Genomic DNA, 24,124 nt, shown 5'->3' on the forward strand with positions numbered 1-24,124 from the left:
CCTTCACAGAAGCAGGGGATTACGAAGTGACCTTGACGGTGACGGATGCCCAGGGCGTAACGGATAATGCCAGCATTCAGATAGCCGTGGAGGAAGCGGTAGTAATACCAGTAGATCCTTCCTTCGAGCTACGCATCAATGCCGGTGGCCCGGCGCTGAGTCACGATGGTAAGGCCTTTGAAGCGGATAATTACTTTATCGGTGGAAAAAGCTACACCAATAGCAGTGCGACGGTACCGTCACTTTACCAGACTGAAAGGAGCTCGACACCTAAAGTCTTTGACTATGCGGTGCCCGTGCCAAATGGTACATTCCAGGTAATTCTCCACTTTGCTGAGATTTTCTGGGGAGCTAACGGAGGCGGTGCTGACGGAATTGGCAAGCGGGTATTTGATGTGAGCCTTGAGGGCGAACAAGTACTGGATGGCTTGGATATCAATGCGGAAGTAGGAACACAGACCGTACTGACGCGAAGCTTTGAAGTGACGGTGACTGATGGTGAGTTGAGCATGAATTTCACCTCGTTACCGGGAGTGGACCAGCCGAAGCTATCAGCTTTTGAAATCCTCGGAATTAATGAGCCACCTGTAGCCGAAGCATCTGCGGATAAAACTTCGGGAACTGCTCCGCTGACGGTTAACTTCACTGGAGAGAACAGCAGCGATGCGGAAGGTGCGGTGAGCTACTTCTGGGAATTCGGTACGGGAGCTACTTCCACGGAAGCGAATCCGGCATATACCTTCACAGAAGCAGGGGATTACGAAGTGACCTTGACGGTGACAGATGCCCAGGGCGTAACGGATAATGCCAGCATTCAGATCGCTGTGGAAGAAGCGGTAGTGATACCGGATGATCCTTTCGAGCTGCGGATCAATGCCGGTGGTCCGGCGCTGAGCCACGATGGTAAGGCCTTCGAAGCGGATAATTACTTTATCGGCGGACAAAGCTACACCAATAGCAGTGCGACGGTACCGGCTCTTTATCAGACGGAGCGAAGTTCACCAGCGCAAGTGTTTGATTATGCAGTACCTGTTGCGAACGGAACCTACCAGGTGATTCTCCACTTTGCGGAGATCTACTGGGGGGCAAACGCTGGCGGTGCCGGTGGCACAGGCAAGCGGGTATTTGATGTAAGCCTTGAGGGCGAGCAAGTACTGGATGGCTTGGATATCAATGCAGAAGTAGGAACACAGACCGTCCTGACGCAAAGCGTTGAAGTAACGGTGAGTGACGGGGAGTTAAACATGGACTTGTCCTCCTTATCCGGAGTAAATCAGCCAAAACTATCAGCGTTCGAGGTAATCAGTGTAAGCGGTGGATCCATCGCCACTGACCTTGGGTTGCGTACCACTGAGGAAAGTGCGCCCATGCTGGTAGCCAGTCCCATGGAGGGAACGGGACCATTGATGGTGAAATTCTCAGGAGATTTACTAGGAACTGCTGATCCGGAATTGGGTTACTACTGGGATTTTGGAAATGGTAATGCTTCGAAGGAAAAGAATCCGGTTTCGATTTATACCGAACCTGGGGTATACGAAGTCAAGGCTCGAATCAGTAAATACGGTGTACCACTTTATACCGAAACGCTACAGATTACGGTTTTTGAAGACGTTGCAAACTTGGAAGTTGATTCATCAACAGCTAGTCCGGTAACGATAGAAATGTATCCGAATCCGGCATCTACCTTCCTGAAACTTAGCTTGGATCATGAGACGGAGCAGATCGCCGAAGTCAGAATATTTGATCTGAGAGGTAGGTTGGTAAATACCTTCGTGCCAGGTGATAGCTCATTGAGCAAGTCCTACGAAATCTCCGTAAATGACCTGCCTGCAGGGGTGTACTTTGTGAGTACCATCACCCATTCGGGTCACCGGGACATGCAGCGACTAATTGTAGTCCGCTAAAAGGTGAGTAAGGAGTTAATGAAAGGGAGTCCGATTTCGGGCTCCCTTTTTTGATTCGAATTATCCAGTGGTCTGTTATCAATGCGTCACCCGGTTCATCGCTTGCCGGCATTTATTCCCAGGTTGTAGCTGGAATTGTAATTTGAAATAAGGCAAGAAATCCTAATTTCTCGGATTAGCCAATTTATGGGTAACGACGCTGCATTTCTAGATAGGTAATCGAACTTGAGCCAGACGGGTATGACGCTAACCACACCAGGTAGGATGTCCCGATCAATTGGGAAAACAAGCGATATTTTCTTAAACGCTGTTCAGATCAGGTTACTCCGACTTTTCGGCAGGGAACGGGTTGGGATCGGTAAAGAACAATTATTAAACAGGATTTAATTGATTGTAAATTGAGGCCCTGAAGCTAATTGCGGAGCTTTCTTTGATGAAAATGAGTGCTTTATTTTTGATAATTCAGGGAATGCTTTATTTTTGAATTCTGAAAGAAATTTTTCTTTCTGAAACTCAGAATTAATTTTTATTCAGGGAGAAGATAATCAATTTTATAGTAGCAGCATGCTCGTGTAGTTTTTAAACCATAGATAATGAAAATACAAAACATTTGTTGTATTGGGGCAGGATACGTAGGAGGTCCTACCATGGCCGTAATCGCTAAAAAATGTCCCAATATTAAGGTTACCGTAGTGGATATCAACGAGGCGCGAATTGCTGCCTGGAACGATCAAAATGTGGAGAATATCCCCGTGTATGAACCGGGTCTACCTGCCGTTGTGGCCGAGGCAAGGGGAAGAAATTTGTTTTTTTCGAATGATGTGGACAAGGCTATTGACGAGGCTGAAATGATTTTTATTTCCGTGAACACCCCTACCAAGACCTACGGAGAGGGTAAAGGGCAGGCAGCGGACCTGAAATGGATCGAATTATGTGCTCGCCAGATTGCTCGGGTGGCAAAAGGAGATAAAATTGTAGTAGAAAAGTCCACTTTACCGGTCCGAACCGCCAGCACACTCAAAGATATTTTGACTCATACGGGAAATGGATTGAGTTTTCAGATTCTATCTAATCCTGAGTTTTTGGCAGAGGGCACGGCTGTTGACGATTTGATGAAACCAGATCGGGTATTGATCGGCGGAGATCAGACAGAAGAAGGGTTAGTGGCCATACAGGCACTGGTGGATGTTTATGCTCATTGGGTTCCGAATGAAAAAATACTGACGACAAACGTTTGGTCCTCGGAGCTTTCTAAACTGACTGCCAATGCTTTTTTAGCGCAGCGGGTTTCTTCCATCAACTCCCTATCCGAATTGTGCGAACATACCGAAGCGGATATCAATGAAGTGGCCAGGGCGATAGGAACTGACTCACGGATTGGACCAAAATTTTTAAAGTCTTCTGTTGGTTTTGGGGGTTCTTGTTTTCAAAAGGACATCTTGAACCTGGTATATATTTCCAGAACCTACGGTTTACAGGAAGTGGCGGATTACTGGGAGCAAGTGATCATCATGAATGACCACCAGAAAAGAAGGTTTGCCAAGAAAATTATTAACAGCTTGTACAACACGGTGAGTGGGAAAAAGATCGCTTTTTTGGGATGGGCTTTTAAAAAGGACACCAACGATACCCGGGAATCAGCTGCGATATATGTGGCAGACCACCTTTTGAACGAACAATCGGCCATCGAAATATATGATCCAAAAGTAAAAAAGGAACAAATATATACCGATCTGGACTATTTAGGATCAAGATCCCCAGAAGAAAACCGGGCGAACCTTTCAGTGGGTTCCGATCCCTATAAAATTTGTGAAGGAGCTCATGCCGTAGCCATACTGACCGAGTGGGATGAATTTAAATCCTATGACTGGCAACGAATATATGATAGTATGCTGAAACCAGCGCACGTGTTTGATGGCAGGAATTTATTGGATAAAGAAGCATTAAAATCGATTGGATTTCAGGTTCATGCCATCGGGACGGCTGATTGAAAAATGGAATCTTGTTGGTATATCAGTAATAAAAAAAAGGGTGCATGCTTCGTCACCCTTTTTTATTTTTAGTTAATGGAAATACCGGTTACTTCTTTACATCGTCTTTTACCTCATTCATAATCTTTTCTAAGGCTTTGACATCAAGCTGTTCATCTTTTGCGAAAAAAGAAGCCAACTTAGCAAATGAACCACTAAAGTAACCTGAAAGCAGGTTTTTTATAGTGAAGCTCCGGTATTCATCTTTCGAAACGATGGGATAATACTCGTGTGATTTTCCATACGCCCGGTGCTTGACAAAACCCTTCCGTTCCAGTATGCGTATTATGGTGGATACCGTGTTATACGCCGGTTTTGGTGCTTTCATTTTTTCCAGGACATCTTTGACAAATCCTTTCTCAATGTCCCATAGAATCTGCATGATCTGCTCTTCTGCTCTTGTTAATTCTCTCATAATTTTTAATAAAGTAGGTGATTTTGCATGAACTTAACCATTTAGTTTTTTAATTGCAAAGCTTTTTTAAAAAAAATATGTGATAAAAGGAATTATTCAAAAAATACTACTAAAAATGAAATACACTGGCCAAAAATAACTGGCCTCTCAGAAAAAAGGAACGGCACGCGTCAAAAGCTGTTACATTGAGCCTAACGCGCCTGTTTCAATTTAATAATCCCGGTAGCGTGCAATAATTTTACGATGGGGTAGGTAGGGTCGAATTCAAACCATTTCACAGCAAAATTTACCCTCATAGGTAACCGGTGATGGTTGTTTTGGAATAGTTCTCCCAGCATCAAAAAATCCAGAAACAAGGAATTTTTAGAATGGTCGTTATTGTCAAAATTCGCATAACCATATTTATGACCGCTCCAGTTGACGATGGCACCGTGTACCGGGCCCATCATGAAATGAATAGGGAGTAGAAAGTACATCCACCAATGGGTTCCCGCCAATTCAAATACGCTAATGCTCAACACATAAATAAGGACATACACCAATACCCAACCGATGCGTATAATCATGGTGTCAGCGAAGCGATCAAAACGATTCCAATCAGGGACATCTTTTGAAAACCTGTCCTCTGCCTGTACTTTGAAGGTAAAATGTTCGTTGTAGATTTTCTTAGTTTTCCACATCATGGTAAACAAATTTTCAGTGTGATGTGGGCTATGTGGGTCTTTGGGAGTATCGCTATAAGCATGGTGCATCCGGTGTAAAATGGCATAAGCTCGCGGAGATAGGTACGAACTTCCTTGCGCAACCCAGGTAAATAGGTAGAAAAACTTTTCCCAGAATTTACTCATGATAAACATCTGATGAGCCGCATAACGGTGCAGGAAAAAACTCTGACAAAACAGGGAGAAATACCAATGAAGTAAGAATAAAATTATTAAGATCACTGTTTTTAAAATTTAATGAGAAGCGTAAAATTAATCCCAAATTTCGTTACTATTTCATCGCTTGGAATATTTTTTACGAAAGGTGATAAAATTCATCTAAACGAAAGGAGAAAACCCTCTTTTCTATCGGCCATTTACCTATTCTTTTATTTCTAACATAATTGGGTTACATTTAGGTTCATAATGCACAAACCCAAAATAATACATTCCGTTCCGGTAGCTCCGGATCAGTCCGCCCTCTCACCAGGTGTGAAAGAGAATGAAACAGAACTGTGGGATCAGTTTAGAAAGGGAAGTGAGTCGGCTTTTATTATTATTTACGATCGCTATTTTGAAAAATTGTTTCAATATGGCAATCAACTTTCCGGCAAGCCAGCATTAACAGAGGACTGTATCCAGGATGTTTTTATTCAAATCAGGCAAAAGCGAGCAGGGTTGGGAGACACCAATTCCATTCATTTCTATCTGATGAAATGCCTAAAGCGGAAGTTGATTCGGGAGATGAAAAAAGACAGAAATACCACGGAGTTTACCTATCCCGATCAATTTCTGATTACCTATTCGCACGAGAAAACACTGATTGACCGGCAAATTCATGAGGAACAAGCCTCGTTGCTCAACGCTTCTTTGAAACAACTTTCCGGCAGAAAAAAGGAAGCCTTGTACTATTTTTATTTTGAAGGATTAAGCTACTTGCAGATTAGTGATTTGATGGGGCTTTCTCATGTAAAATCGGCGAGAAACCTGGTATATCAAGCGATTTCGTCGCTTAAGAAAGCCAGTAAAGGTGAGCTGAAATAATCCAAGTAATAAGGGTTTCCCGTACGCGCTAAATTTTAATCTACTAAGGTAAGGTCTGGAAAAAGAAACTTTTTTTCACAAATTCCCATGTCATTTGATGTCGTGCTGCCTTATAGGGATGTAAGCCTATAGCACATGCAGAAGCAAGATGATATTTTCTTATTTTTATTAACCAATCCGGAATTTGTCCGCTGGGTAAAGAAGCCGAGTCCAGAGCTAGAGACCTATTGGAAAAACTGGATGCTGGCTCATCCTGAAAGTCTAGGAGCGGTAAAAAGGGCGAGGGAAATGGTGGCAGGTTTGCGGCAACCATCTTTTAGACCAGATGCTGATGCCAAAAGTAGGGTTCTGCAAACTATTTTAGTGAGTGAAACGATATCGGATCAGCAATTTTCAGAGAAATCTATTGATCGCACCAAAACCTTTTTCTGGTTTGCCCTTGATCAATGGACTAAAGTAGCCGCCATCTTATTCCTGACGTTATTTTCTACGGTTTTTTTTAATAAAATGACCATTTCACCGTCCGCTCAGGAAGAAGAGGTGATTCCGGTACCGGAACTTGTTACCAAAGTTACTCAATTCGGGGAAAAATTGAATATTAAACTTCCTGATGGATCTTCAGTCTGGTTGAATTCGGGTAGTGAACTGGAATTTCCGGAAAAATTTGACTCTTTGGAACGGAGGGTCATTCTCCGCGGAGAGGGCTTTTTTGAAGTGATACCTGATCGCCATCGGCCATTTCGTGTGGAAACGGGAAAAATAGTCACCGAGGCCTTAGGCACCTCCTTTGCTATTAATGACATAGTGGAGGACAAGCTGGAAATTTCCTTGGTCAGCGGTAAAGTAAAAATCAATCATACCAGCACAAGGGAAACCGTTTTACTAAATCCCGGAGAGCAACTTCGTTACAGAAATTCCAATCAAAGCATGGAGGTGGGTTCCTTTTCGGTTGATAAAATACTGGGCTGGAAAGATGGAGTATTGCAATTTTCAAACGCAGGTTTTGAGGAGGTAATCAATAGCCTGGAGCGCTGGTATGGGGTACAGATCACGTTTTCAGGCCGTCCGGATAATTCCTGGCGATTAAGTGGCCGATACACCAATCAAAATCTGGACCTGGTGCTAAACCGAATGGCTTACATAGAATCGTTTGATTACCGTATTAAAGGAAAAAATGTTCACTTAAAATTTTAAAAATATGAAATAAACCCAAAGGATTAAAAATGGAGCTACGGCTCAAAAAAAATGGTTCGGCATGGAAAGTCATTGGGGAATGCACCATCACCGAACCAGGCTTAATGAATGTATCAATAAACCTCTTAAAAGTATGAAATTTAACTTACAAAAGACAATCTACATGTTGTCAAGGTATTTTCTTTATGGGTTCACCTTGCAGTTGGTGTTTCTCAACCTGGTATTGGCAGGTAATGTTAACGCCCAATATGAAACGATAGACAAGGTTTGGGTTACCCTGAACCGGCAGGAAATGTCTCTGGGTCAATTTTTCAGACAAATTGAGACCAGTACATCCTATTCATTCTCCTATGATCGTAACGATATCGACCCGACGGTGCGGGTTGAATTAGGGTCCGACAATGCCAGCGTGGAGACCATGCTTCGGGAAGTTGCGCAGCAAACTTCTCTGAGTTTCCGGCAGGTCAACGATCAGATAGATGTCAGGAAAGTAAGCCCGGATGAAACGGAAAGCGTGACCGTGGTAGATCAGACCGTGAGTGGTGTGGTCAGAGACGATCAGGGAGAGCCCTTACCCGGAGCCACGGTATCTGTCAAGGGTACTTCTACCGGTACGGTTACCGACTTGGATGGAAGTTACTCCCTGACGGTACCCGATGGTTCGGTGTTGGTATTCTCCTACATCGGTTACGATTCACAGGAAGTTACGGTAGGAAACCAGACCGTTATCGACATTTCCTTGACCATGGATGAATCATCCCTGGAAGAAGTAGTGGTAATTGGATATGGAACTCAAAAGCGGAGTGATCTGACGGGGGCTGTTTCTTCGGTAAAAGCCGAGCAATTGACAGCTTATCCAGCCATTGATGCGGTGCAAGCCCTTCAGGGCCGCGCTGCGGGGGTTCAGATTCAAGCCAATAATGGTGCTCCCGGGTCCAGTTTGAAAGTTAGAATCAGAGGAGGTACTTCCATCAATGCCAGCAGTGATCCGATTTTTGTGGTGGATGGTTTCATTGGGGCAGCCATGCCCCCTCCGGAAGATATTGCTTCCATTGAGGTGCTAAAAGATGCTTCGGCCACCGCCATCTATGGTTCCAGAGGTGCCAATGGGGTTATCATGGTGACTACTAAAAGAGGTAAAAGCGGAGCTGCGAGGGTTGAGTTCAATACCTCGTATTCCATGCAAAACGAAATCAACCGATTGGATTTGTTGAATGCAGAACAATTCAACGACTACATTTCGGATGCCAGGCCGAATATTGAGCCTGCGGGGGGCGATACAGATTGGCAAGATCAGATATTTCGGACAGGAGGCATACAAAACTACCAACTGTCGATCAGCGGAGGGACGGACAATGTAAATTATTATGTTTCCGGTGCCTATTTTGATCAAAAAGGGGTGATCATCAATTCGGATTTCAATCGGTTTAGCATTACCAGTAACCTGGACATTCAGGCTTCGGAGAAACTTAAATTCGGTTTGAATTTATTTGCTCGCCGGAGCAGTAGTGACGGGGTGAGAACGCAGGAAGGTTCCGGAGGTCTTACTCCGGGTGTGGTGGCCTCGGCTTTTAAGTTTGAACCAGACCAGCCGATTTACCGGGAGGACGGAACGTTCACGGTAGCCCGACTGAACGACCCGCATGACAATCCCTATGCAGTAGCCACCCAACTGATCAATGAAAATGTAAACGATCGGTTTCAGGGAAATTTCTTTGCCGAGTATGACTTGTTGGAGGATTTGAAGTTTAGAACTACCTTCGGTGCTACGGCCAATACCAGTCGTACCGGCCTGTATTCTCCGACTACTGTTACTGAAGGTAGAAATGTAGGAGGCGATGCCCGGATAAATGCTTCCAGAAATACCTTGCTACTAAATGAAAACTACCTGACATACACCAAAAATTTTGCAGGAGACCAAACCTTTTCGGCCATGGCGGGGTACTCTTACCAATCTTCAGAAAATGAAAATTGGGGAGCCAGGGGCACTTCGTTTATTACGGATGCATTTTCATACCGGAACCTGGGTTCTGCTGCGGTCTGGCAAAGGCCTAGTTCCGGACTTTCTGACTGGAGAATCTCTTCTTTCTACGGTCGATTGAACTATTCGATGGGAGACAAATACCTGCTGACTTTTAATGCGCGTTACGATGGGTCTTCTTCTTTTTCCAGAAATAACAAGTGGGCCTTTTTCCCTTCTGGTGCCTTCGCCTGGAATATGAAAAACGAACGCTTTCTCGAAACTTCAGATCTGATTAGCTTCTGGAAGTGGAGGGTAAGCTACGGTATTACCGGAAATCAAGCCATATCCCCTTACCAAACACTGGCTAGATTTTCGCCCGTATTCACCGTAATCGACGGGGCTGCTGTGAATGCCGTTCGCCCAACAACAGTAGCCAACGATAACCTTACCTGGGAAACTACCGCTCAATTTAACCTGGGAACGGATATAGGTTTTTGGGATGATCGGGTGACTTTATCGGCTGAATATTACCGTATGGTCACTTCAGATTTGTTGTTTGCCGTTCAATTGCCCCAGTATTCAGGGTATACCAACCAACTCAGAAATATAGGTGAAGTGGAGAATAAGGGGATAGAGTTAACCGTTGGTTCCCGGAATCTGGTAGGGGCTTTTCAATGGGATATGGATGTCAATTTCTCCAGAAACCGAAATACGGTCTTGTCATTGCCCGAAGGAAACGAAATCCAATACGGGTCCGGACCCGGACACATGGTAGGCCTTGGCACCACGCAATTGCTGAAAGAAGGATACCCCGTAGGAAGTTTCTTCGGATGGGTCTATGATGGAGTGTACCAGGAAGGCGAAGATTTCCTTCCGGGGGGCGGTTTTGAGCAGACTCCTGGTGGAGAAAGGTTCCGGGACTTGAATGGAGATGGGACCTTAAACAGTGATGACAGGGAAATTATTGGCAACCCACATCCTGATTTCTTCTGGGGCTGGAATAACGATTTCCGATACAAGAATTTTGACCTCAATATATTCTTTCAGGGTTCTTTCGGAAACGATATCCTGAGTTATACCCTTATGGAGTTGGATTTAATGTCAGGTATCAATAACGCCACCACGGCGGCATTGAACCGATGGACACCTTCAAATACACAAACAGATATCCCTAAGGCTTTTAACGGAAGGACAAGAAGGGTATCTACCCGTTGGATTTATGACGGCACCTTTACCCGTTTGAAAAACCTTTCCTTGGGATATAATTTCCCTCAACGAATAGTAGACAGGTTGAATCTTTCCAGGCTGAGGGTTTATGTCAGTGCGCAAAACGTCTTGACATTTACCGAATACGAAGGATATGATCCCGAGGTGAATTACCGCTCTGGCGGTGCCACCGATGGTAACCGAAATATGGGGCTGGATTACGGAAGTTATCCCAACGCAAAAAATTATACCGTGGGATTAAACGTAGGATTTTAAATTAGCCAACTAAATTGAAATAACCATGAAAACGAAAATATATAAAACTTTGGTTTTGGCCACAGCCTGTTGGTTTGCCGGATGTACGGATCTGGAAGAAAGACCGGTAGGATTGTTAGCACCTGAAAGTTTGTTTAATTCTGCCCAAGATGTGGAAACAGCCATCTTCGGAGCTTATGGCTGGATGGCTTCCGAAAGATTGTACGGAAGGCAGTTTGTATCCGCCCTGATGCTTCGGGGTGATATGGTAGATATTGGAGATAGAGGCACTCCTGCCGAGCGGCAGCAAGTGAATGATTTCAATATGGATGATAATAACGGGATGGTCAGGTCTTTCTGGCCGTATTGGTACCAGGTGATAAGTGCGGCAAATGCAGGTATTTCGGGAACCGAAGGCCTGGAATTAGAAGAAGAAGTGAGAAACAGATTGGTGGCGGAGGCCAGATTTGTACGGGCTTTTAGTTATTTTCATTTGGTTCGGGTATTTGGCGACATTCCTTACATCGATTATTTTATCAATGATCCGGAAGCGGTTAAGGATATTTCCAAGACCAGCGCATCAGAAGTATATCAGGGTATTGTGGCTGACTTGGAATATGCCAAACAATGGTTACCCGATAACCAACCAAACAATGTACGGTCTAGGCCTACCAAGGGTACGGCAGCTTCGTACCTTGCTTCCGTTCACCTCACACTTGAAGATTATCCGGCGGCTTATGAAGAAGCCAAATGGGTAATTGACAACAAGGAAAGGTTTGGCTACGCACTGGAGGCAGATTATCAAAACCTATTCCGGGCCGAAATGGCCGATAACCTGGAGGAACACATCTTTGCGCTGGACTTCTTGGGACAGCAAAATGGTGGCGGCGGTGCCAATGACGATCTCATGCCACCAATGACAGGTATTCGGGGGGCGGACCAGCTTGGTTGGAGCGTTTTAGTTCCTTCGATGGCTGTATACAATACCTGGGATGATAGGGATTATCGTAAAGAAGTTAGCTTTCAGTCTGAGGCCTTGATAGACGAGGTGTTGGAACCTTTTTCGGAATTCGCCAACACACAAAGGCCGCACATCGCCAAATACAGAATGTACCCAGGGAATAGCAATTCCGATGGAAGGTATTCTGACCATAATTATGCGGCCATGCGGTACGCAGAAGTGCTACTCATCGCTGCGGAAGCGGCGACCGAAGTTAATAACGGCCCTACAGCAGAGGCAATTGGCTATGTCAATGCCATCCGGGAGCGGGCTAGAAATGCGGGCGGGGTACAAAATACCTTCCCGGAAGATGTCCAGGCAGGCCTGGATGAGGCAAGCTTTATTGACTTGGTACTCAATGAGCGGAGACTGGAACTTTCCTTTGAGTACAAAAGATGGTACGATATCAAAAGGAGAGAGCTCGGAACGCAGGTGTTTACAGGAAGTGAAAGCCTGGAGCCACACCCTAATTTTGATCCTGCCAGAGACTATCTGATGCCATTGCCGAGGATTGAGTTGGATGTAAACCCTAATCTGGGACCACAAAATCCGGGGTATTGATCCTGGATTAATAACGGAAAAACTGAAAGGCGGTGGGAGCTTCTCACCGCCTTTTATATATCAAAATGGTCACCTGACCTGCCTGATTTTTTAGCTTATTCTTTTAATCTACTCCTGGTTCTTCTCGGATTAAAATGCTATTTCTTGTTCCAATAAAGGAACCCCACCTGCTCCTTTGATTTGAAAATTCATTAGTTGGTCCTGCCAATTGATCTGTAATAGGCCATAATGAAGTTGGTGTATGACCTTTCCTATCCGATACCGATTTGGCTCCCCTGAATAGCCGGTATAAGCATGGGTCAGGCCGCTGCTGGTAATCTCATATAGCGAATCTCCATTTCCCAAAGACATTCGGGATATTTCCGAAATGTGTCGATCTCCGCTTAGCAGGACCGTATTCTTCGGAGCGGTGTTACGGATCAGGTCCAGCAATTTTTTTCTTTCTTTCGGGAAATTCGCCCATTTTTCAAATCGATGTTCTTCCGGAATGACCTGTATACTTGAAGCAATTAGGTTTATCGCGGCTTCATTATTTTCCAATTCATTTTCCAGCCATTTCCACTGAGCTTCTCCCAGAACGGTTCCCTCCTGATTAGGAATATAGTGTCCGTTTTCCCTGGTTATCGTGTCTCGATGATACCGGGTATCGAGTAGAAAAAGCTTCACTTGCTGCTCTTCCGCACCAAAAGTATGGACCGAATATGCACCTTTCCGGGCTCTTCGGGGGCTGGAGGCAGGCACTTCTAAAAAATCCAGTAATAACTGCTGGCTGGAATCTTTTTGGCTAAAAAATTTTCCTCCATCATTGATCCCATAATCATGATCATCCCAAATACCCACCACTTGAGTTGATTTTCTTAATTTCTGATAATCAGGCTGGTTAAATTGCATGGTGTAATCGGCGGCCATTTCCTGCATGTCTGGCGTATCTGCATAGATATTATCACCTAGCCAGGCCCAGACATCCGGATTATCATTTAAAATTGGTTTCCATAAAGGCTGGTCCAGTTGCTGCCGGTTGCAGCTACCAAAGGCCAGTGTGAACGTTTCGTTTTCTCCAGCGGTTTTCGCGGATGGGCTCGAACAGGAAGCGATGAGCAAACTCAGCATTAACATAGAAAGGTGCTCGAATGAAATGCATTTCATAGAGGGGGGATTTGCGATTCTCTAACGTAGGTAAAGCTAAGCAGCTAACTTCAATATACGGGAAATTCCTTGGCCAATCCGGAAAAGTTATCGATCATTTGCCACTGGTCCTTGCCGACTTTCTGCCGCGCACCGACCGCTGAACTACCATATTGAATAAAGGTCAGGGCACTGGCCAGATTTGCCTCCCGGGTGTCTCCCCAATTAAAAGCAGGGTTGTCTACGGAGGGGATGGTAACTGGGAATCCATTGTAGTAAGCGGCATTTCCTTCTGCGTTGGCAATGGCAAAGGTGATTGGAACCAGTTCTACTTCATTTTGCGATAGTACTTGATTAAACTGAGAAAGGGGGAAAGATCCCACCGGTTTGCCATAGGTTTTTTGACCCACCAATACCACCTCCATATAGGGGCTCAGACAGTTAATCAGTAGCTCGCTGGCAGAGGCAGAACCCCTGGAGGTAATCACCACCAGGCGATTCAGGTTCAAACTACCGGTTTTAGTGAATTGAAAGGTTTCATTCAAATCGCTTTTATCCCGATTGAGCGCATTGGTATACATGAGTTTTCCGTCATCAGCCGCTGGGATCAAGGCATTCATGATTTGTTCGGCCACATCTACCGACCCACCGCCATTATACCTCAAATCCAAGATAAGCTCATCGACCCCTTCGTCTTCAAAATAGGACAAGGTTTCTTCTACTTCCTCGCTTCGGTTAGGACTAACCCCCGGGCTGACTTTAAAACTGTTGTAAACCCAGTAACCTACCCGTTTGCCGCCAGTTTCCATCACATTCCGGTAAAGTACAGAATTGGCCTGGTATTCAGCTTTTGTATTTTGGCGGGTGGTGGTCGATCCATCGGGCAGTTTGAAAGTGAAGGTATTCGTGACCCCCGGGGAATTCTCTCCTAATTCAAAGTTATATCCGCTACCTATTCGGTATTCTTCGATGGTCTTTCCATTGATCTTCGTAAGTTCCCAGCCCCTTTCCCAACCATCTCGTCCTGCCGGTGAGTCCTCATAAACAAAGGACACATACAATTTTCCATCTTCACCCAATCCAAATCCAAATCCATGACCTGCATTTTGGCCTGTAAAAGCCCTGTCAAAAGCTTCCCGGGTGGTAAGGTAAGACCAGCGATCCAGTTGCAGGTACATTAAGTCATACAATAGATCATCGTTGCTACGGTATTCGGTGGGATTTATGGCCACCGGCAGCTCATCATTCCAGTAATACCATTCCTTCATGCTCTCAAAAATGGCTTCTTTCACCAGGTTTTGGCTGGAAGGCGTTTCTCCCAAATCCTCGTTGCACGAGGTGAGGGTGAATGAAAATACCAGTAAGAAGCCAATAAAATAGTTTTTCAATTTCAATGTCATAACCTATAATTTCCCTTTCTACCAAAGATTAACGAGAAAAAAGTCGAAATGGATGTACAGGATGCTAACAATTCCGCACTGCCAAAAAATTCCCCTGGCTTTTCAAAAGGCAATGATAAAAAATTATTTACACCTTTTTACAAACCACTTCCTGCCTCTAGTTGTTGTTTGTTCGGAGTTCATTAAAGAGAAAGCAATGACAGAAAAATCAAAAGAACAAAAAACGGATAAAAACAAAATAATCGATGCCTACATCCATCATGTGTTGGAAACCGGCAAAGAACCGGCATCGGTTTTTAAATTTACCAAAGAGTTAAAAATGCAGGAGGCATCCTTCTACGATCATTTTAGCAACTTTGAGGCCATCAAGAAAGCGGTGTGGGAGCGTGTTTTTGAAGCTACTATTACCAATCTTGAAAGCCAGGAGGTCTATAAATCCTACAGTACCCGGGAAAAACTATTGGGATTCTATTTTACCTGGATCGAAGAAATGAAAAGTCGTCGTTCCTACCTTTTGGCAGTTTACGGGCAGAACGTGTTCAAAGATCGAAATTTTCCGGTAGAATTAAAGGGATTTAAACATCGCTTTAAAGAATTCGTCAATGAACTGATTTTGGAGGGAAAAGAGACGGAAGAAATTGCTAATCGCCCTTATGTGGCAGATCGCTATGACGAAGCGCTTTGGCTGCAGGTGCTGTTTATTTTTCGGTTTTGGCTTAAAGACGATTCCCCAGCCTTCGAAAAGACCGATGCAGCCATTGAAAAATCAGTGAATCTGGCATTTGATCTCATGGGAAAGTCCGCAGTGGATAGTTTCGTAGATTTTGCCAAATTTCTATTCCAATCCAGGTAACCCATGACAGAGAAAGTAAAAGAACAACAGAACATCCCCGTTTCCAAAGTGCAGCGGGCGGCTAAGTTTATTAGTACCGGAGCCAGGGTAGGCGGAAATTACATGAAGCACTACGCCAAAAAGGTAGTGAACCCTTCGATGAATAAGGATGACCTTCACCGGAACAATGCCACCGATATTTACGACTCCCTTAGTGAACTGAAAGGGAGTGCATTGAAGGTGGCGCAAATGATGGCAATGGACAAAAACATGCTGCCCAGGGCCTACCAGGATAAATTTACCATGGCCCAGTACAGCGCGCCACCCCTATCTTATCCCCTGGTGGTGAAAACCTTTGCCCAGTATTTCAAAGCAGGTCCGGAAACCTTATTTGACACGTTTACTCCTTCGGCGGTCAATGCGGCTTCCATTGGCCAGGTGCATCGGGCCTCCAAAGACGGGAAACTATTTGCTGTCAAAATTCAGTACCCCGGGGTGGCATCGAGCGTACGATCGGACCTGAAGTTAGTCAAGCCATTTGCCTTGCGCCTGCTCAACATGAACGAGCGGGAACTGGATCATTACATGGAAGAGGTGGAAGAAAAGCTTCTGGAAGAAACGGATTACGAATTGGAAGTGAGAAGAAGCAAAGAGATTTCGGCAGCTTGTTCCCATATCGAAAACCTGAAATTCCCCAATTATTACGAGGAATTGAGCAGTCCCCGGATTATCACCATGGACTGGATGGAAGGATTGCACCTGAGAGAGTGGTTAGCGACAGCACCTGACCAGGCTGCAAAAAATAAAGTGGGGCAAGCCTTATGGAATTTTTACCATCACCAGGTTCACGAATTGAAGCAGGTTCATGCCGATCCCCATCCGGGAAATTTCATCATTCAGGAAGAAAATAAACTGGCGGTAATTGACTTTGGCTGTGTGAAAGTAATACCAGAGGAATTCTATCAGGGTTATTTTTCCTTGATCAAAAAGGATTTGTTAATCCGGGAAGAGGAACTGAATCAAATCTTTTACAATTTGGAATTTATCAGCGATAAAGATTCTGAAGTAGAAAAGGAGTATTTTAAATCCATCTTCAAGGAAATGATTTCCCTGTTAGGAAAGCCTTTCCACGTAGATCGTTTTGATTTTGCTGACGATCGTTATTTTCAGCAGATATTCGCCCTGGGAGACAAAATCTCCAACGATAAAATGTTTCGAAAATCCAAACAGGCAAGGGGTTCAAGACACGGGCTGTACATCAACAGAACCTATTTCGGCTTGTACAACTTACTGAATCAGCTTCAAGCTTCAATTGATACCACCAAGCCAGACTGGTTAAAATGAAGGCTGGGGGTGAACCCGCATTTTTACAGGGTTTGAATAAACTTATGTGCCAGCTTGAAGGGAAGCATGGGATCGTCTGATTGACTCACAGTCCCGGTTAGAATCAGGTGAAGCTTCGGTACGTAAAGCGCAAAAGCACCTGACATACCGGTGTGCCCGATCATTTCAGGAAGCTTTGCTCCTGTAAATCCGTACCTGCTTTTCTGATACCGGGCAATTCCGAGGCCGTAGGAAAGGGACGGTCCCATTGGGATCCATTTCTGAATGGCTTCCAGTTCTGTTAGCGGAAATAGCTGACCGTGAAATTGTGCCTTCATAAATCGCATGCTATCCCTGGCGGTGCTGACCATTCCGCCTGCAGGGCCAAAAGAGGTCATGGCGCGCGGAATGTGCAGTTCTTTGCCATCATGGTAAAAGGGTGCCGGAGTACGGTCATAGAGATCGGAGTAGACATAGGTTTCCCTTAAGCCAAGGGGTTGGGTTTGAAATTCTTCCAGGGACTGTTTTAAACGTTGGCCGGTAACCTTTTCTATCACCTTTCCAAGCAGTTGATAATTGGTATCTGCATAATGAATTTTCTTGGAATTACCTGGTCTGAAAACCGGTTTTAATCTCCTGACGGCTTTAATTAGCTCTTTGAATGTCCAGGATTGGTCATTTCCGGCAAGAAGCTCCTCTCTCAGACTTTTTGTTCCCTGGAATGGGTACTCCATGTAATCGGGCAATCCTGAAAGGTGGGAAAGCAGGTGTTTCAGGGTAATATCAGAGGTGTAATCCTGATCCCGGATTACGGATAACCCCGAATATTCTTTTTCCGGGAGAAAATGAACCATGGAATTGTCCAGTTCAACCTTTCCCCTCACTTTTAATTTCACCAGCAAAGCCATTAAGTGAAGTTTTGCCACGCTGCTGATGAAGTAGGGTTGTTCTGCGGAGAGAACTCCAGAGGCGCCACTCCAGGCCAGGGGTTCTTGTTTTTCCTGATACAGGGAGAGGATGACTCCAGGTAATTTTTCCCGTTTACAAAACCGATCTAACCGGTTTTGCCATTGTTTAAAAATAGGGGAATCTTGATCACTTAAAAGCATGTTCAAAACGTTGAGTTACCAGGAAAAGTAATTTGTAGTTTGATGGTTTAATTTAACCAGAAAATGGCATAAAAAGCCAGTTACTTTCCTTAGATTGCATAAATAATATGTAAACAGCCTTTTACAGGTAGTTTAAAAGCTCAATAAAAGTCGTACTAAATTTCTGCCAACCATGCTTTTTTTCTCCGCATTTTACACCATCCTTTTAGTTGTAATTTTTATTGTTGTTTTCAAATGGGCCAAAAGGCATAACGACCTTAAAGAGGAGCAAAACCAAATACTCCGGCAAATTTTGGATAAATTGAGCCATCCATAAATCTTAAAATACCTGGTAATTCCTGGAGTTGTCCGAGAAATTACCTTTATTTGACTTGCACCCCAAAGTAGCTCAGCGATTGCGTTTTTAAATTTCAACTAACTAATTGATTTATGATTTCGAAGCATCTCCTTCTATCCGGGCTGTCCTGTGCCCTGATTACCCTGTTGCTAATTGCTTGTAACAACAATACTGAAAACACCGAAAATGAGTCGGGAAATTTGCCTCGCGTTGCGATAGCGGGATTGGCCATAGAATCGAGTACTTTTTCTCCTGCGGTGACGGAGGAGGAAGCCTTTCTTGCCCGAAGAGGCGCGGAAATATTTGATTATTACCCCTTTATGCATGAAGACTCTCTGAATCGTTCCAGGGCAAATTGGTTTCCCACCTTGCGTGGACATTCCATTCCTGGGGGCATCGTTTCGCGGGAAGCGTACGAATCCCTTGTAGGAGAGACCCTGGACAGGTTGAAAGAAAACCTACCTTACGATGGCTTGTTTTTTGATATTCACGGTGCCATGAGCGTGGTAGGTTTGGATGATCCGGAAGGAGATTTTATCAATCGGGTTCGTGAGGTAGTAGGGGAAGAAACCCTTATTTCCACTTCCATGGACCTGCATGGAAACGTTTCCTGGCGTCTCGCAGCCCATTCAGATTTGATTACCTGTTACCGAATGGCTCCGCACGAAGATGCCTTGGAATCCAAAAAAAGAGCAATGGACAATTTGTTAGAACGGCTGGAATCTGGCGCGGGAAAGCCCGCTTACAAGGCCTGGATACCCGTTCCCATTTTGCTTCCTGGCGAAAAAACCAGTACCCGGGTGGATCCTGGAAAAAGCCTTTATGCGGAGGTGTATCCTGCTGCTGAGCAGGAGGGGGTAACAGATGCTGCTATCTGGGTTGGTTATGCCTGGGCTGATGAGCCGAGAAACCATGCAGTGGTCATGGTGACAGGAGATGATGAATCCAAAGTGACGGAAACGGCGGAAGAGCTGGCGCAACGTTTTTGGGATAAAAGATTTGAATTTGACTTTATCGCGCCAACTGCCAGTTTACAGGAAAGTCTGGATATGGCTATTGCCAGTGACAAAAAGCCATTTATGATTAGTGATATGGGAGATAACCCCACTGCCGGAGGTGCCGGAGACGTTACCTGGACCCTTAGAGAGATATTGGCCAGGCCGGAGTTCCAATCCCCGGACGGCCCTTCATTAATATATGCTTCTCTTCCTGGTCCTGAATTGGTAGAAGCAGCCATAGCCGCCGGAGTGGGAGGAGAGGTATCCGCCAAAGCCGGTGCTGCAGTAGACGACCGGTTTTCACCGCCCCTAACCTTGACGGGCACCGTTAAGGCCATCGAGCACGGGGATCGAAATGCAGAGACAGAGGTAGTGGTAGCAGTTGGAAGCGTTCAGGTGATTGTCACCAAAAAACGAAAACCATACCATAGAGAGCGGGATTTTACCAACCTGGGCCTAAACCCACGGGAAACGGATATCGTAGTAGTGAAAATTGGCTACCTGGTGCCCGAATTGTATGATATGCGGGCCGATTGGATCATGGCCCTAACTCCCGGAGGGGTGGATCAGGATTTGGAGCGGCTGGAATTTAAGCGGATAAACCGGCCCATGTTTCCCTTCGATAAAGACATGGAAACCCCGGACCTAAGTGCCCGATTAGTTCCCCTGTCTCATGAATATTGAGTTGGAAGGGAACATGGTTCTGCGTATTTCAACTCATTGAACACTCTGGAAAACGGTATTCCTATCCTTACGTCAGATACGCAGTGTTCAAAAATCATGGCATATGGTTTGATATGCCCTTTAGTTGTAAAACTCATTTAAAAATGGTTTGGAGAATTGTTTGTATTTTCTTCGTATGGATTCCCATTGCTGCTTTTGGGCAGGAAAAGATAGAGCGCGAGTATCGTGTGAAAGAGAAGGAAGCACCCAGAGAGGCAAGGGAATGGTTAAACGATGCTTTTGAAGGTCGTAAAAGAGTAAAGTGGTTTAGGGAAGAAACCTCGGGAAAAAGTAGTTATGAGGCCAAATTTAATTGGGAGGAAGCAGATTACAGTGTGGAGTTTGACCTTTCGGGAAAAGTGGAAGACATTGAAATACAAAAAAATTGGGAAGACTTATTGGATAGCCTGAGGGAAAACCTGCAGGCCTATTTTGATGAAAATTACCGTAAATGGAGGATTGAAAAAATTCAGTTGCAATTCAGTGGTTCCCCTGATGATCTGGAAGATCTCATCGATGAAGATGAAATGGAGGGAATCCTAAGCAGGTATGAAATAGAATATTATGGAGAGGGAGATGATGGTAAGAATTTATGGGAAGGTACTTTTGACAAGGACGGCCATTTAATAGATAAAAGAGTCATAATTATTCCACCGGCAGATAATTTATTTTTTTAATGATAAGAATTGTTTGGATCATTTTATTGGCCCTGCCGATGGAGTTGATGGGGCAGGGGAGGATAACAAATTTCGGGCTATTTCCGGAATTTCAACTTGGATTTAGTGCTGCAGAAAATCTTAAAATTACAGGAAAAATAGAAAGTCAGCTTGGAATGGTGGACAAGGTAGCGCACGAACAGGCAGATTGGAGATACTACCACAACCAAACCGATTTTCAGGGATTCATCGGCAAATCCCTAAATCCGTTTGTAGCGATCACGGGTGGTTATCAATATCGCCTGGAGTCCGGAAGCGACAACAGCCACCGGGCCATTCAACAAATCTCCTTTTTGCAAAGAAAAGGTACTTATCAAATGGCACACCGGTTCCGTACTGATCAGACTTTTGCGCCGGATGATCCGATAGAATACAGGTTCAGGTATCAGGTCTCCATTGAAATACCCCTAGAGGGCCAAAGTCTTGATCCGGGTGAATTTTATCTGGTCGTTAGCGATGAACCCATTTACAGCCTTCAATCGGGAGAGAGTGGCCTGGAAAACAGATTAGTAGCTGCATTAGGTCATCTATCTAAAGGAAAACAAAAATTTCAGGCCGGAATCGATTATCGGACCGATCGGTTTTTTGATGCCGCCTTCAGACAACGGACCTGGTTTAAGTTTGGATGGTACCTCAGTTTATAGGCATACTCTACCTGCCAGAATTGAAATATATTATTAAATTAGTTTTTAATACACATCCAAAATCGTATAGGTCCGGTCATTCATAGAAAAGGAATCCCCTTTCTTTTTTCCTTCCATTTCTGCATAGATGGGCGCCTTTCGCGATATACCAAAAAGATTCTCGCCATCCACTTCAAAATTTTCAATACTTACACTTGGGAAAAATGTCATTTTATCGGTTTTGACTATTGCTCCCAGGGTTACTTCCTCGAAAAGGTTGGCGGCAGTTTTCATCTGTTTCAGAAAATCCAATTCCTCAATGACAAAATTTAACTCATCCGCCATGCGATTGATTACGATGGCACTCTCATCTTCCTGTCCTTGTTGATCGTATTCAAACGGCTGATCCTGTGTCTGTTGCTCCCCATCTCTCAGTTCTTTGATGCGGTTTCTAAAATCAGCTACCAGTGCTTCCTGAGTAATGATGGCTTGCTCCATCACCTTCTTTTTATAGGCTAATTTTTCCATGTTTTGGGTTATGGTTTTAAAATAGTAGGTATTGAATTGAAAAATTTTCAATTGAAGATCTTAAAATACGCACAAAATCCCTGTAGTCCAAATACCCGGTGATGCTGATATTGTTACCCCGTACCGGTGTCTTGGAAGTTTTTACAAAAAGTGTATCTTTACCAATGTGTATAACCATTAACCGAATAAACGATGAAATTCTTACAAAGTATTAAATCCATCGCACTACTAATGTTGCTTATGGGATTCTTCTTTTCTGCCACCGTTACTTCCTGTGGAAACAAGAAAACAGATGATACCGAGCAAGCTGCAGACCATCCGGAAGCAGAAGGCGAGCATCCTGAGGGAGACGCTGAACATCCGGAAGGTGGGGATGAGCATCCTGAATAATCGGCAGTAAGAAATGCTTCCCCTTTTAATCAAGGGCTAAAACGAAGTGTTGAAGTACAAGACGATTCGATGAAATAAAGCGATCAGAATACCTTCTGATCGCTTTATTTTTTAAATAGATCGGTTGTGTTTTAACACTTCGTTTTTTATTTCAACCCCATAAGGGATTAAAGGATCCTTGTAAATGAAAAGGAAGATTGGGCTACCGCTGGCTGACCGCCAATTTCAAGAAGCGGATAGGCTAGAAAATTTATGGGCCCTGAGGAAGGTCCCGGATTCAGCTCCAAATCCCTGCCTCTGCTAAATTCAATACGGTTGGCGGGATGCCTTCCAAAATAGTAGGTGGCAAGGGCGGTATACTTGTTCCCTTCGCTAATATCCAGTGGCCACCATTTTCCCTCTGCATGAAATTCAGCCCAGCAATGGTACCCGTCTATTCCGCCTTCGTTGCGGTCGGAGGGAATGGCTGCACCGATTGAAAAGCGGGCAGGAATGCCTACCGAGCGCGCCAGTGAAATAAACAGAGAATGAAATTCGGTGCAATTGCCGGTCTTGGTATCGCAGGCGTAAACCGCATCACCCTTGCCATATTCCCCTGATTTGGCATAGCGCATATTGTCTATAATATAGTCGTAGATAGCTCTTGCCTTCATCAACTGGCTGTCGTTTCTTTTCTCCCCAATGGCCTCCAAAGCGATTTCACGAAACCTTCTGTCTACTGGCATGAGCCTGTTGGAAGCAAGGTAGCGGTCGTCTACATTCCCTCCATCTTCATAAGGCCCCTTTTCTTTTCGGGTTACCTTGTACGTCAACTCGATTTCGTCACCGCTATGGTCGGGAGCCAGTTCCATATAGAGAATGGTGTTGGAATTTTTTTCATCCTTGATCATACGATGGGTGCCGGGGACTTCCATGGATTCGAGTTCTACCGTTTGAAAGGGATCGCTGACAGCTATTGGGATCCACATTTTTGCAGGGACCTCCAGGCTGGGGACGGTGGCTTTGTAATGAAACCGAAACTGGTCCTGACCTTCGATCACGCCCATGAGTTCATTCGTAGCTTCTTCCATGGGTAAACGAAACCAGGTTTTATCCTCCCGTTGTTTCCAGCTGTAAAAAGGCTTTCCGTTTAATTTATGCACGGTGGTTTGGGTCACATCCATGGCCCCGGGTTTGCCTTCCAGAAAAAAATCAACGTCGTAGACATCTCCATTGATATCTGCCAGGTCCACGCAGGCAAAATGGCTGTTGGGACCCAGATTAGACAGGTATTCCGTGTGTACCCGGACCAAGCGCAATCGCAGCAGTTTATCGTCGTCCTTTACCAAAAAATACCCCTCGTTTTGTTCGGTTTTGGCATCAATATAGGCTTTGATCCCTGCCTCAATATCATCAATGGCTACTTTGGGTTGTGCAGGAGTTTCAGCAGATGGAATGGAGGTGTCCTCCTGCTTTTGAGCCGATTGGCAGGAAACCCAAAAGGCAAGTCCCAAAATAATTATTAGCAAGCGGGAAAGGGAATGGAAGGATAGGATAGCAGTGCGAAGGATCAGTTGGTTGCGATTCATGGTTTAAGTTACGTTGGTTGATTTTATACATTTCAAAGATACTGTTTATCCCATAAGTATCAAGGGCCAGACGTGCAAAACCCTCGTAGCGAATCGCTCACCAGGACGATTGCCGTTATTCGGTAGCGGTGTTCTTTTCCGGCAGGATTTACTTTCTGGGTGATTTTAATTTTATAAAA

Annotated in this window: 19 protein-coding genes; 12 read left to right on the forward strand and 7 right to left on the reverse strand. The window is 44.7% G+C overall.

From position 1 onward, the window contains the following. On the forward strand, positions 1–1,904 hold a 1,904-nt coding region (locus GJQ68_RS20600), incomplete at its 5' end, for a malectin domain-containing carbohydrate-binding protein (protein WP_162419159.1). Positions 1,905–2,497: 593 nt separating this feature from the next. Continuing rightward, the gene (locus GJQ68_RS20605; RefSeq protein ID WP_162419160.1) at positions 2,498–3,895 is read left to right on the forward strand and encodes a UDP-glucose 6-dehydrogenase; all 1,398 of its coding nucleotides are present in this window, start codon (positions 2,498–2,500) and stop codon (positions 3,893–3,895) included. 88 nt (positions 3,896–3,983) lie between these two features. Here the strand turns inward: GJQ68_RS20605 and GJQ68_RS20610 are convergent, their stop codons facing one another. Next, positions 3,984–4,349, reverse strand: a complete 366-nt coding sequence (locus tag GJQ68_RS20610; RefSeq protein ID WP_162419161.1) for a BlaI/MecI/CopY family transcriptional regulator — start codon at positions 4,347–4,349, stop codon at positions 3,984–3,986. A gap of 191 nt (positions 4,350–4,540) precedes the next feature. Next, positions 4,541–5,293, reverse strand: coding sequence for an acyl-CoA desaturase (locus tag GJQ68_RS20615; protein WP_162419162.1), 753 nt, complete (start codon positions 5,291–5,293; stop codon positions 4,541–4,543). Positions 5,294–5,476: 183 nt separating this feature from the next. On the opposite strand from GJQ68_RS20615, the gene GJQ68_RS20620 reads away from it, so the two are divergent. The 4 genes from GJQ68_RS20620 to GJQ68_RS20635 all read left to right on the forward strand — a co-directional run bounded on the left by GJQ68_RS20620 (position 5,477) and on the right by GJQ68_RS20635 (position 12,273). Beyond that, positions 5,477–6,094: an RNA polymerase sigma factor gene (locus tag GJQ68_RS20620; RefSeq protein WP_162419163.1), complete on the forward strand. Its 618-nt coding sequence runs from the start codon at positions 5,477–5,479 to the stop codon at positions 6,092–6,094. Between the two features lie 135 nt (positions 6,095–6,229). Then, positions 6,230–7,288, forward strand: a complete 1,059-nt coding sequence (locus GJQ68_RS20625) for a FecR family protein (protein ID WP_162419164.1) — start codon at positions 6,230–6,232, stop codon at positions 7,286–7,288. Positions 7,289–7,421: 133 nt separating this feature from the next. Next, entirely contained in the window at positions 7,422–10,733 is a 3,312-nt protein-coding gene (locus GJQ68_RS20630; protein ID WP_162419165.1) for a SusC/RagA family TonB-linked outer membrane protein, read from the forward strand. A 25-nt stretch (positions 10,734–10,758) separates the two neighbouring features. Continuing rightward, the gene (locus tag GJQ68_RS20635; protein ID WP_162419166.1) at positions 10,759–12,273 is read left to right on the forward strand and encodes a RagB/SusD family nutrient uptake outer membrane protein; all 1,515 of its coding nucleotides are present in this window, start codon (positions 10,759–10,761) and stop codon (positions 12,271–12,273) included. A gap of 129 nt (positions 12,274–12,402) precedes the next feature. On the opposite strand, the gene GJQ68_RS20640 is transcribed toward GJQ68_RS20635, so the two are convergent. Together GJQ68_RS20640 and GJQ68_RS20645 are read right to left on the reverse strand one after the other, a co-directional pair. Beyond that, the gene (locus GJQ68_RS20640) at positions 12,403–13,419 is read right to left on the reverse strand and encodes an alkaline phosphatase D family protein (RefSeq protein WP_162419167.1); all 1,017 of its coding nucleotides are present in this window, start codon (positions 13,417–13,419) and stop codon (positions 12,403–12,405) included. 50 nt (positions 13,420–13,469) lie between these two features. Continuing rightward, complete coding sequence (locus GJQ68_RS20645) at positions 13,470–14,798, reverse strand: S41 family peptidase (protein ID WP_162419168.1); 1,329 nt, start codon at positions 14,796–14,798, stop codon at positions 13,470–13,472. Between the two features lie 196 nt (positions 14,799–14,994). Here GJQ68_RS20645 and GJQ68_RS20650 point away from each other — a divergent pair, with 196 nt between their 5' ends. Further along, complete coding sequence (locus GJQ68_RS20650; protein WP_162419169.1) at positions 14,995–15,651, forward strand: TetR/AcrR family transcriptional regulator; 657 nt, start codon at positions 14,995–14,997, stop codon at positions 15,649–15,651. A gap of 3 nt (positions 15,652–15,654) precedes the next feature. Next, complete coding sequence (locus GJQ68_RS20655; protein WP_162419170.1) at positions 15,655–16,974, forward strand: ABC1 kinase family protein; 1,320 nt, start codon at positions 15,655–15,657, stop codon at positions 16,972–16,974. Between the two features lie 23 nt (positions 16,975–16,997). Here the strand turns inward: GJQ68_RS20655 and GJQ68_RS20660 are convergent, their stop codons facing one another. Beyond that, positions 16,998–18,062 carry a serine hydrolase domain-containing protein gene (locus GJQ68_RS20660; protein ID WP_162419171.1) on the reverse strand — a complete coding sequence of 355 codons (1,065 nt, stop codon included), beginning with the start codon at positions 18,060–18,062 and terminating at the stop codon, positions 16,998–17,000. A gap of 429 nt (positions 18,063–18,491) precedes the next feature. Between GJQ68_RS20660 and GJQ68_RS20665 the strand changes: the two genes are divergently transcribed. The 3 genes from GJQ68_RS20665 (at position 18,492) to GJQ68_RS20675 (ending at position 21,480) form a co-directional block, all read left to right on the forward strand. Then, entirely contained in the window at positions 18,492–20,081 is a 1,590-nt protein-coding gene (locus GJQ68_RS20665) for a M81 family metallopeptidase (RefSeq protein WP_162419172.1), read from the forward strand. Positions 20,082–20,224: 143 nt separating this feature from the next. After that, positions 20,225–20,797 (forward strand): hypothetical protein, encoded by a 573-nt coding sequence (locus GJQ68_RS20670; protein ID WP_162419173.1) that lies wholly within the window; start codon positions 20,225–20,227, stop codon positions 20,795–20,797. Beyond that, positions 20,797–21,480, forward strand: coding sequence for a DUF2490 domain-containing protein (locus GJQ68_RS20675; RefSeq protein ID WP_162419174.1), 684 nt, complete (start codon positions 20,797–20,799; stop codon positions 21,478–21,480). Before GJQ68_RS20670 ends, GJQ68_RS20675 begins: the two co-directional genes overlap by 1 nt. Before the next feature lie 45 nt (positions 21,481–21,525). On the opposite strand, the gene GJQ68_RS20680 is transcribed toward GJQ68_RS20675, so the two are convergent. Continuing rightward, entirely contained in the window at positions 21,526–21,987 is a 462-nt protein-coding gene (locus GJQ68_RS20680; protein ID WP_162419175.1) for a hypothetical protein, read from the reverse strand. 192 nt (positions 21,988–22,179) lie between these two features. On the opposite strand from GJQ68_RS20680, the gene GJQ68_RS20685 reads away from it, so the two are divergent. Further along, a complete protein-coding gene (locus GJQ68_RS20685) occupies positions 22,180–22,377 on the forward strand; it encodes a hypothetical protein (RefSeq protein ID WP_162419176.1) in 198 nt (65 codons plus the stop codon). A 167-nt stretch (positions 22,378–22,544) separates the two neighbouring features. Here the strand turns inward: GJQ68_RS20685 and GJQ68_RS20690 are convergent, their stop codons facing one another. Then, entirely contained in the window at positions 22,545–23,945 is a 1,401-nt protein-coding gene (locus tag GJQ68_RS20690) for a transglutaminase-like domain-containing protein (RefSeq protein ID WP_162419177.1), read from the reverse strand. Positions 23,946–24,124: the final 179 nt, after the last annotated feature.

Origin of the sequence: Cyclobacterium roseum, from assembly GCF_010119225.1 — a bacterium.
Taxonomy (GTDB): Bacteria; Bacteroidota; Bacteroidia; order Cytophagales; family Cyclobacteriaceae; genus Cyclobacterium; species Cyclobacterium roseum.

What these genes read in the sequence shown, in the direction of transcription:
- GJQ68_RS20605 (WP_162419160.1), top strand. Translation starts at nt 2,498, where the DNA reads ATGAAAATACAAAACATTTGTTGTATTGGGGCAGGATACGTAGGAGGT.
- GJQ68_RS20610 (WP_162419161.1), bottom strand. Translation starts at nt 4,349, where the DNA reads ATGAGAGAATTAACAAGAGCAGAAGAGCAGATCATGCAGATTCTATGG.
- GJQ68_RS20620 (WP_162419163.1), top strand. Translation starts at nt 5,477, where the DNA reads ATGCACAAACCCAAAATAATACATTCCGTTCCGGTAGCTCCGGATCAG.
- GJQ68_RS20625 (WP_162419164.1), top strand. Translation starts at nt 6,230, where the DNA reads ATGCAGAAGCAAGATGATATTTTCTTATTTTTATTAACCAATCCGGAA.
- GJQ68_RS20630 (WP_162419165.1), top strand. Translation starts at nt 7,422, where the DNA reads ATGAAATTTAACTTACAAAAGACAATCTACATGTTGTCAAGGTATTTT.
- GJQ68_RS20635 (WP_162419166.1), top strand. Translation starts at nt 10,759, where the DNA reads ATGAAAACGAAAATATATAAAACTTTGGTTTTGGCCACAGCCTGTTGG.
- GJQ68_RS20640 (WP_162419167.1), bottom strand. Translation starts at nt 13,419, where the DNA reads ATGAAATGCATTTCATTCGAGCACCTTTCTATGTTAATGCTGAGTTTG.
- GJQ68_RS20645 (WP_162419168.1), bottom strand. Translation starts at nt 14,798, where the DNA reads ATGACATTGAAATTGAAAAACTATTTTATTGGCTTCTTACTGGTATTT.
- GJQ68_RS20650 (WP_162419169.1), top strand. Translation starts at nt 14,995, where the DNA reads ATGACAGAAAAATCAAAAGAACAAAAAACGGATAAAAACAAAATAATC.
- GJQ68_RS20655 (WP_162419170.1), top strand. Translation starts at nt 15,655, where the DNA reads ATGACAGAGAAAGTAAAAGAACAACAGAACATCCCCGTTTCCAAAGTG.
- GJQ68_RS20660 (WP_162419171.1), bottom strand. Translation starts at nt 18,062, where the DNA reads ATGCTTTTAAGTGATCAAGATTCCCCTATTTTTAAACAATGGCAAAAC.
- GJQ68_RS20665 (WP_162419172.1), top strand. Translation starts at nt 18,492, where the DNA reads ATGATTTCGAAGCATCTCCTTCTATCCGGGCTGTCCTGTGCCCTGATT.
- GJQ68_RS20670 (WP_162419173.1), top strand. Translation starts at nt 20,225, where the DNA reads ATGGTTTGGAGAATTGTTTGTATTTTCTTCGTATGGATTCCCATTGCT.
- GJQ68_RS20675 (WP_162419174.1), top strand. Translation starts at nt 20,797, where the DNA reads ATGATAAGAATTGTTTGGATCATTTTATTGGCCCTGCCGATGGAGTTG.
- GJQ68_RS20680 (WP_162419175.1), bottom strand. Translation starts at nt 21,987, where the DNA reads ATGGAAAAATTAGCCTATAAAAAGAAGGTGATGGAGCAAGCCATCATT.
- GJQ68_RS20685 (WP_162419176.1), top strand. Translation starts at nt 22,180, where the DNA reads ATGAAATTCTTACAAAGTATTAAATCCATCGCACTACTAATGTTGCTT.
- GJQ68_RS20690 (WP_162419177.1), bottom strand. Translation starts at nt 23,945, where the DNA reads ATGAATCGCAACCAACTGATCCTTCGCACTGCTATCCTATCCTTCCAT.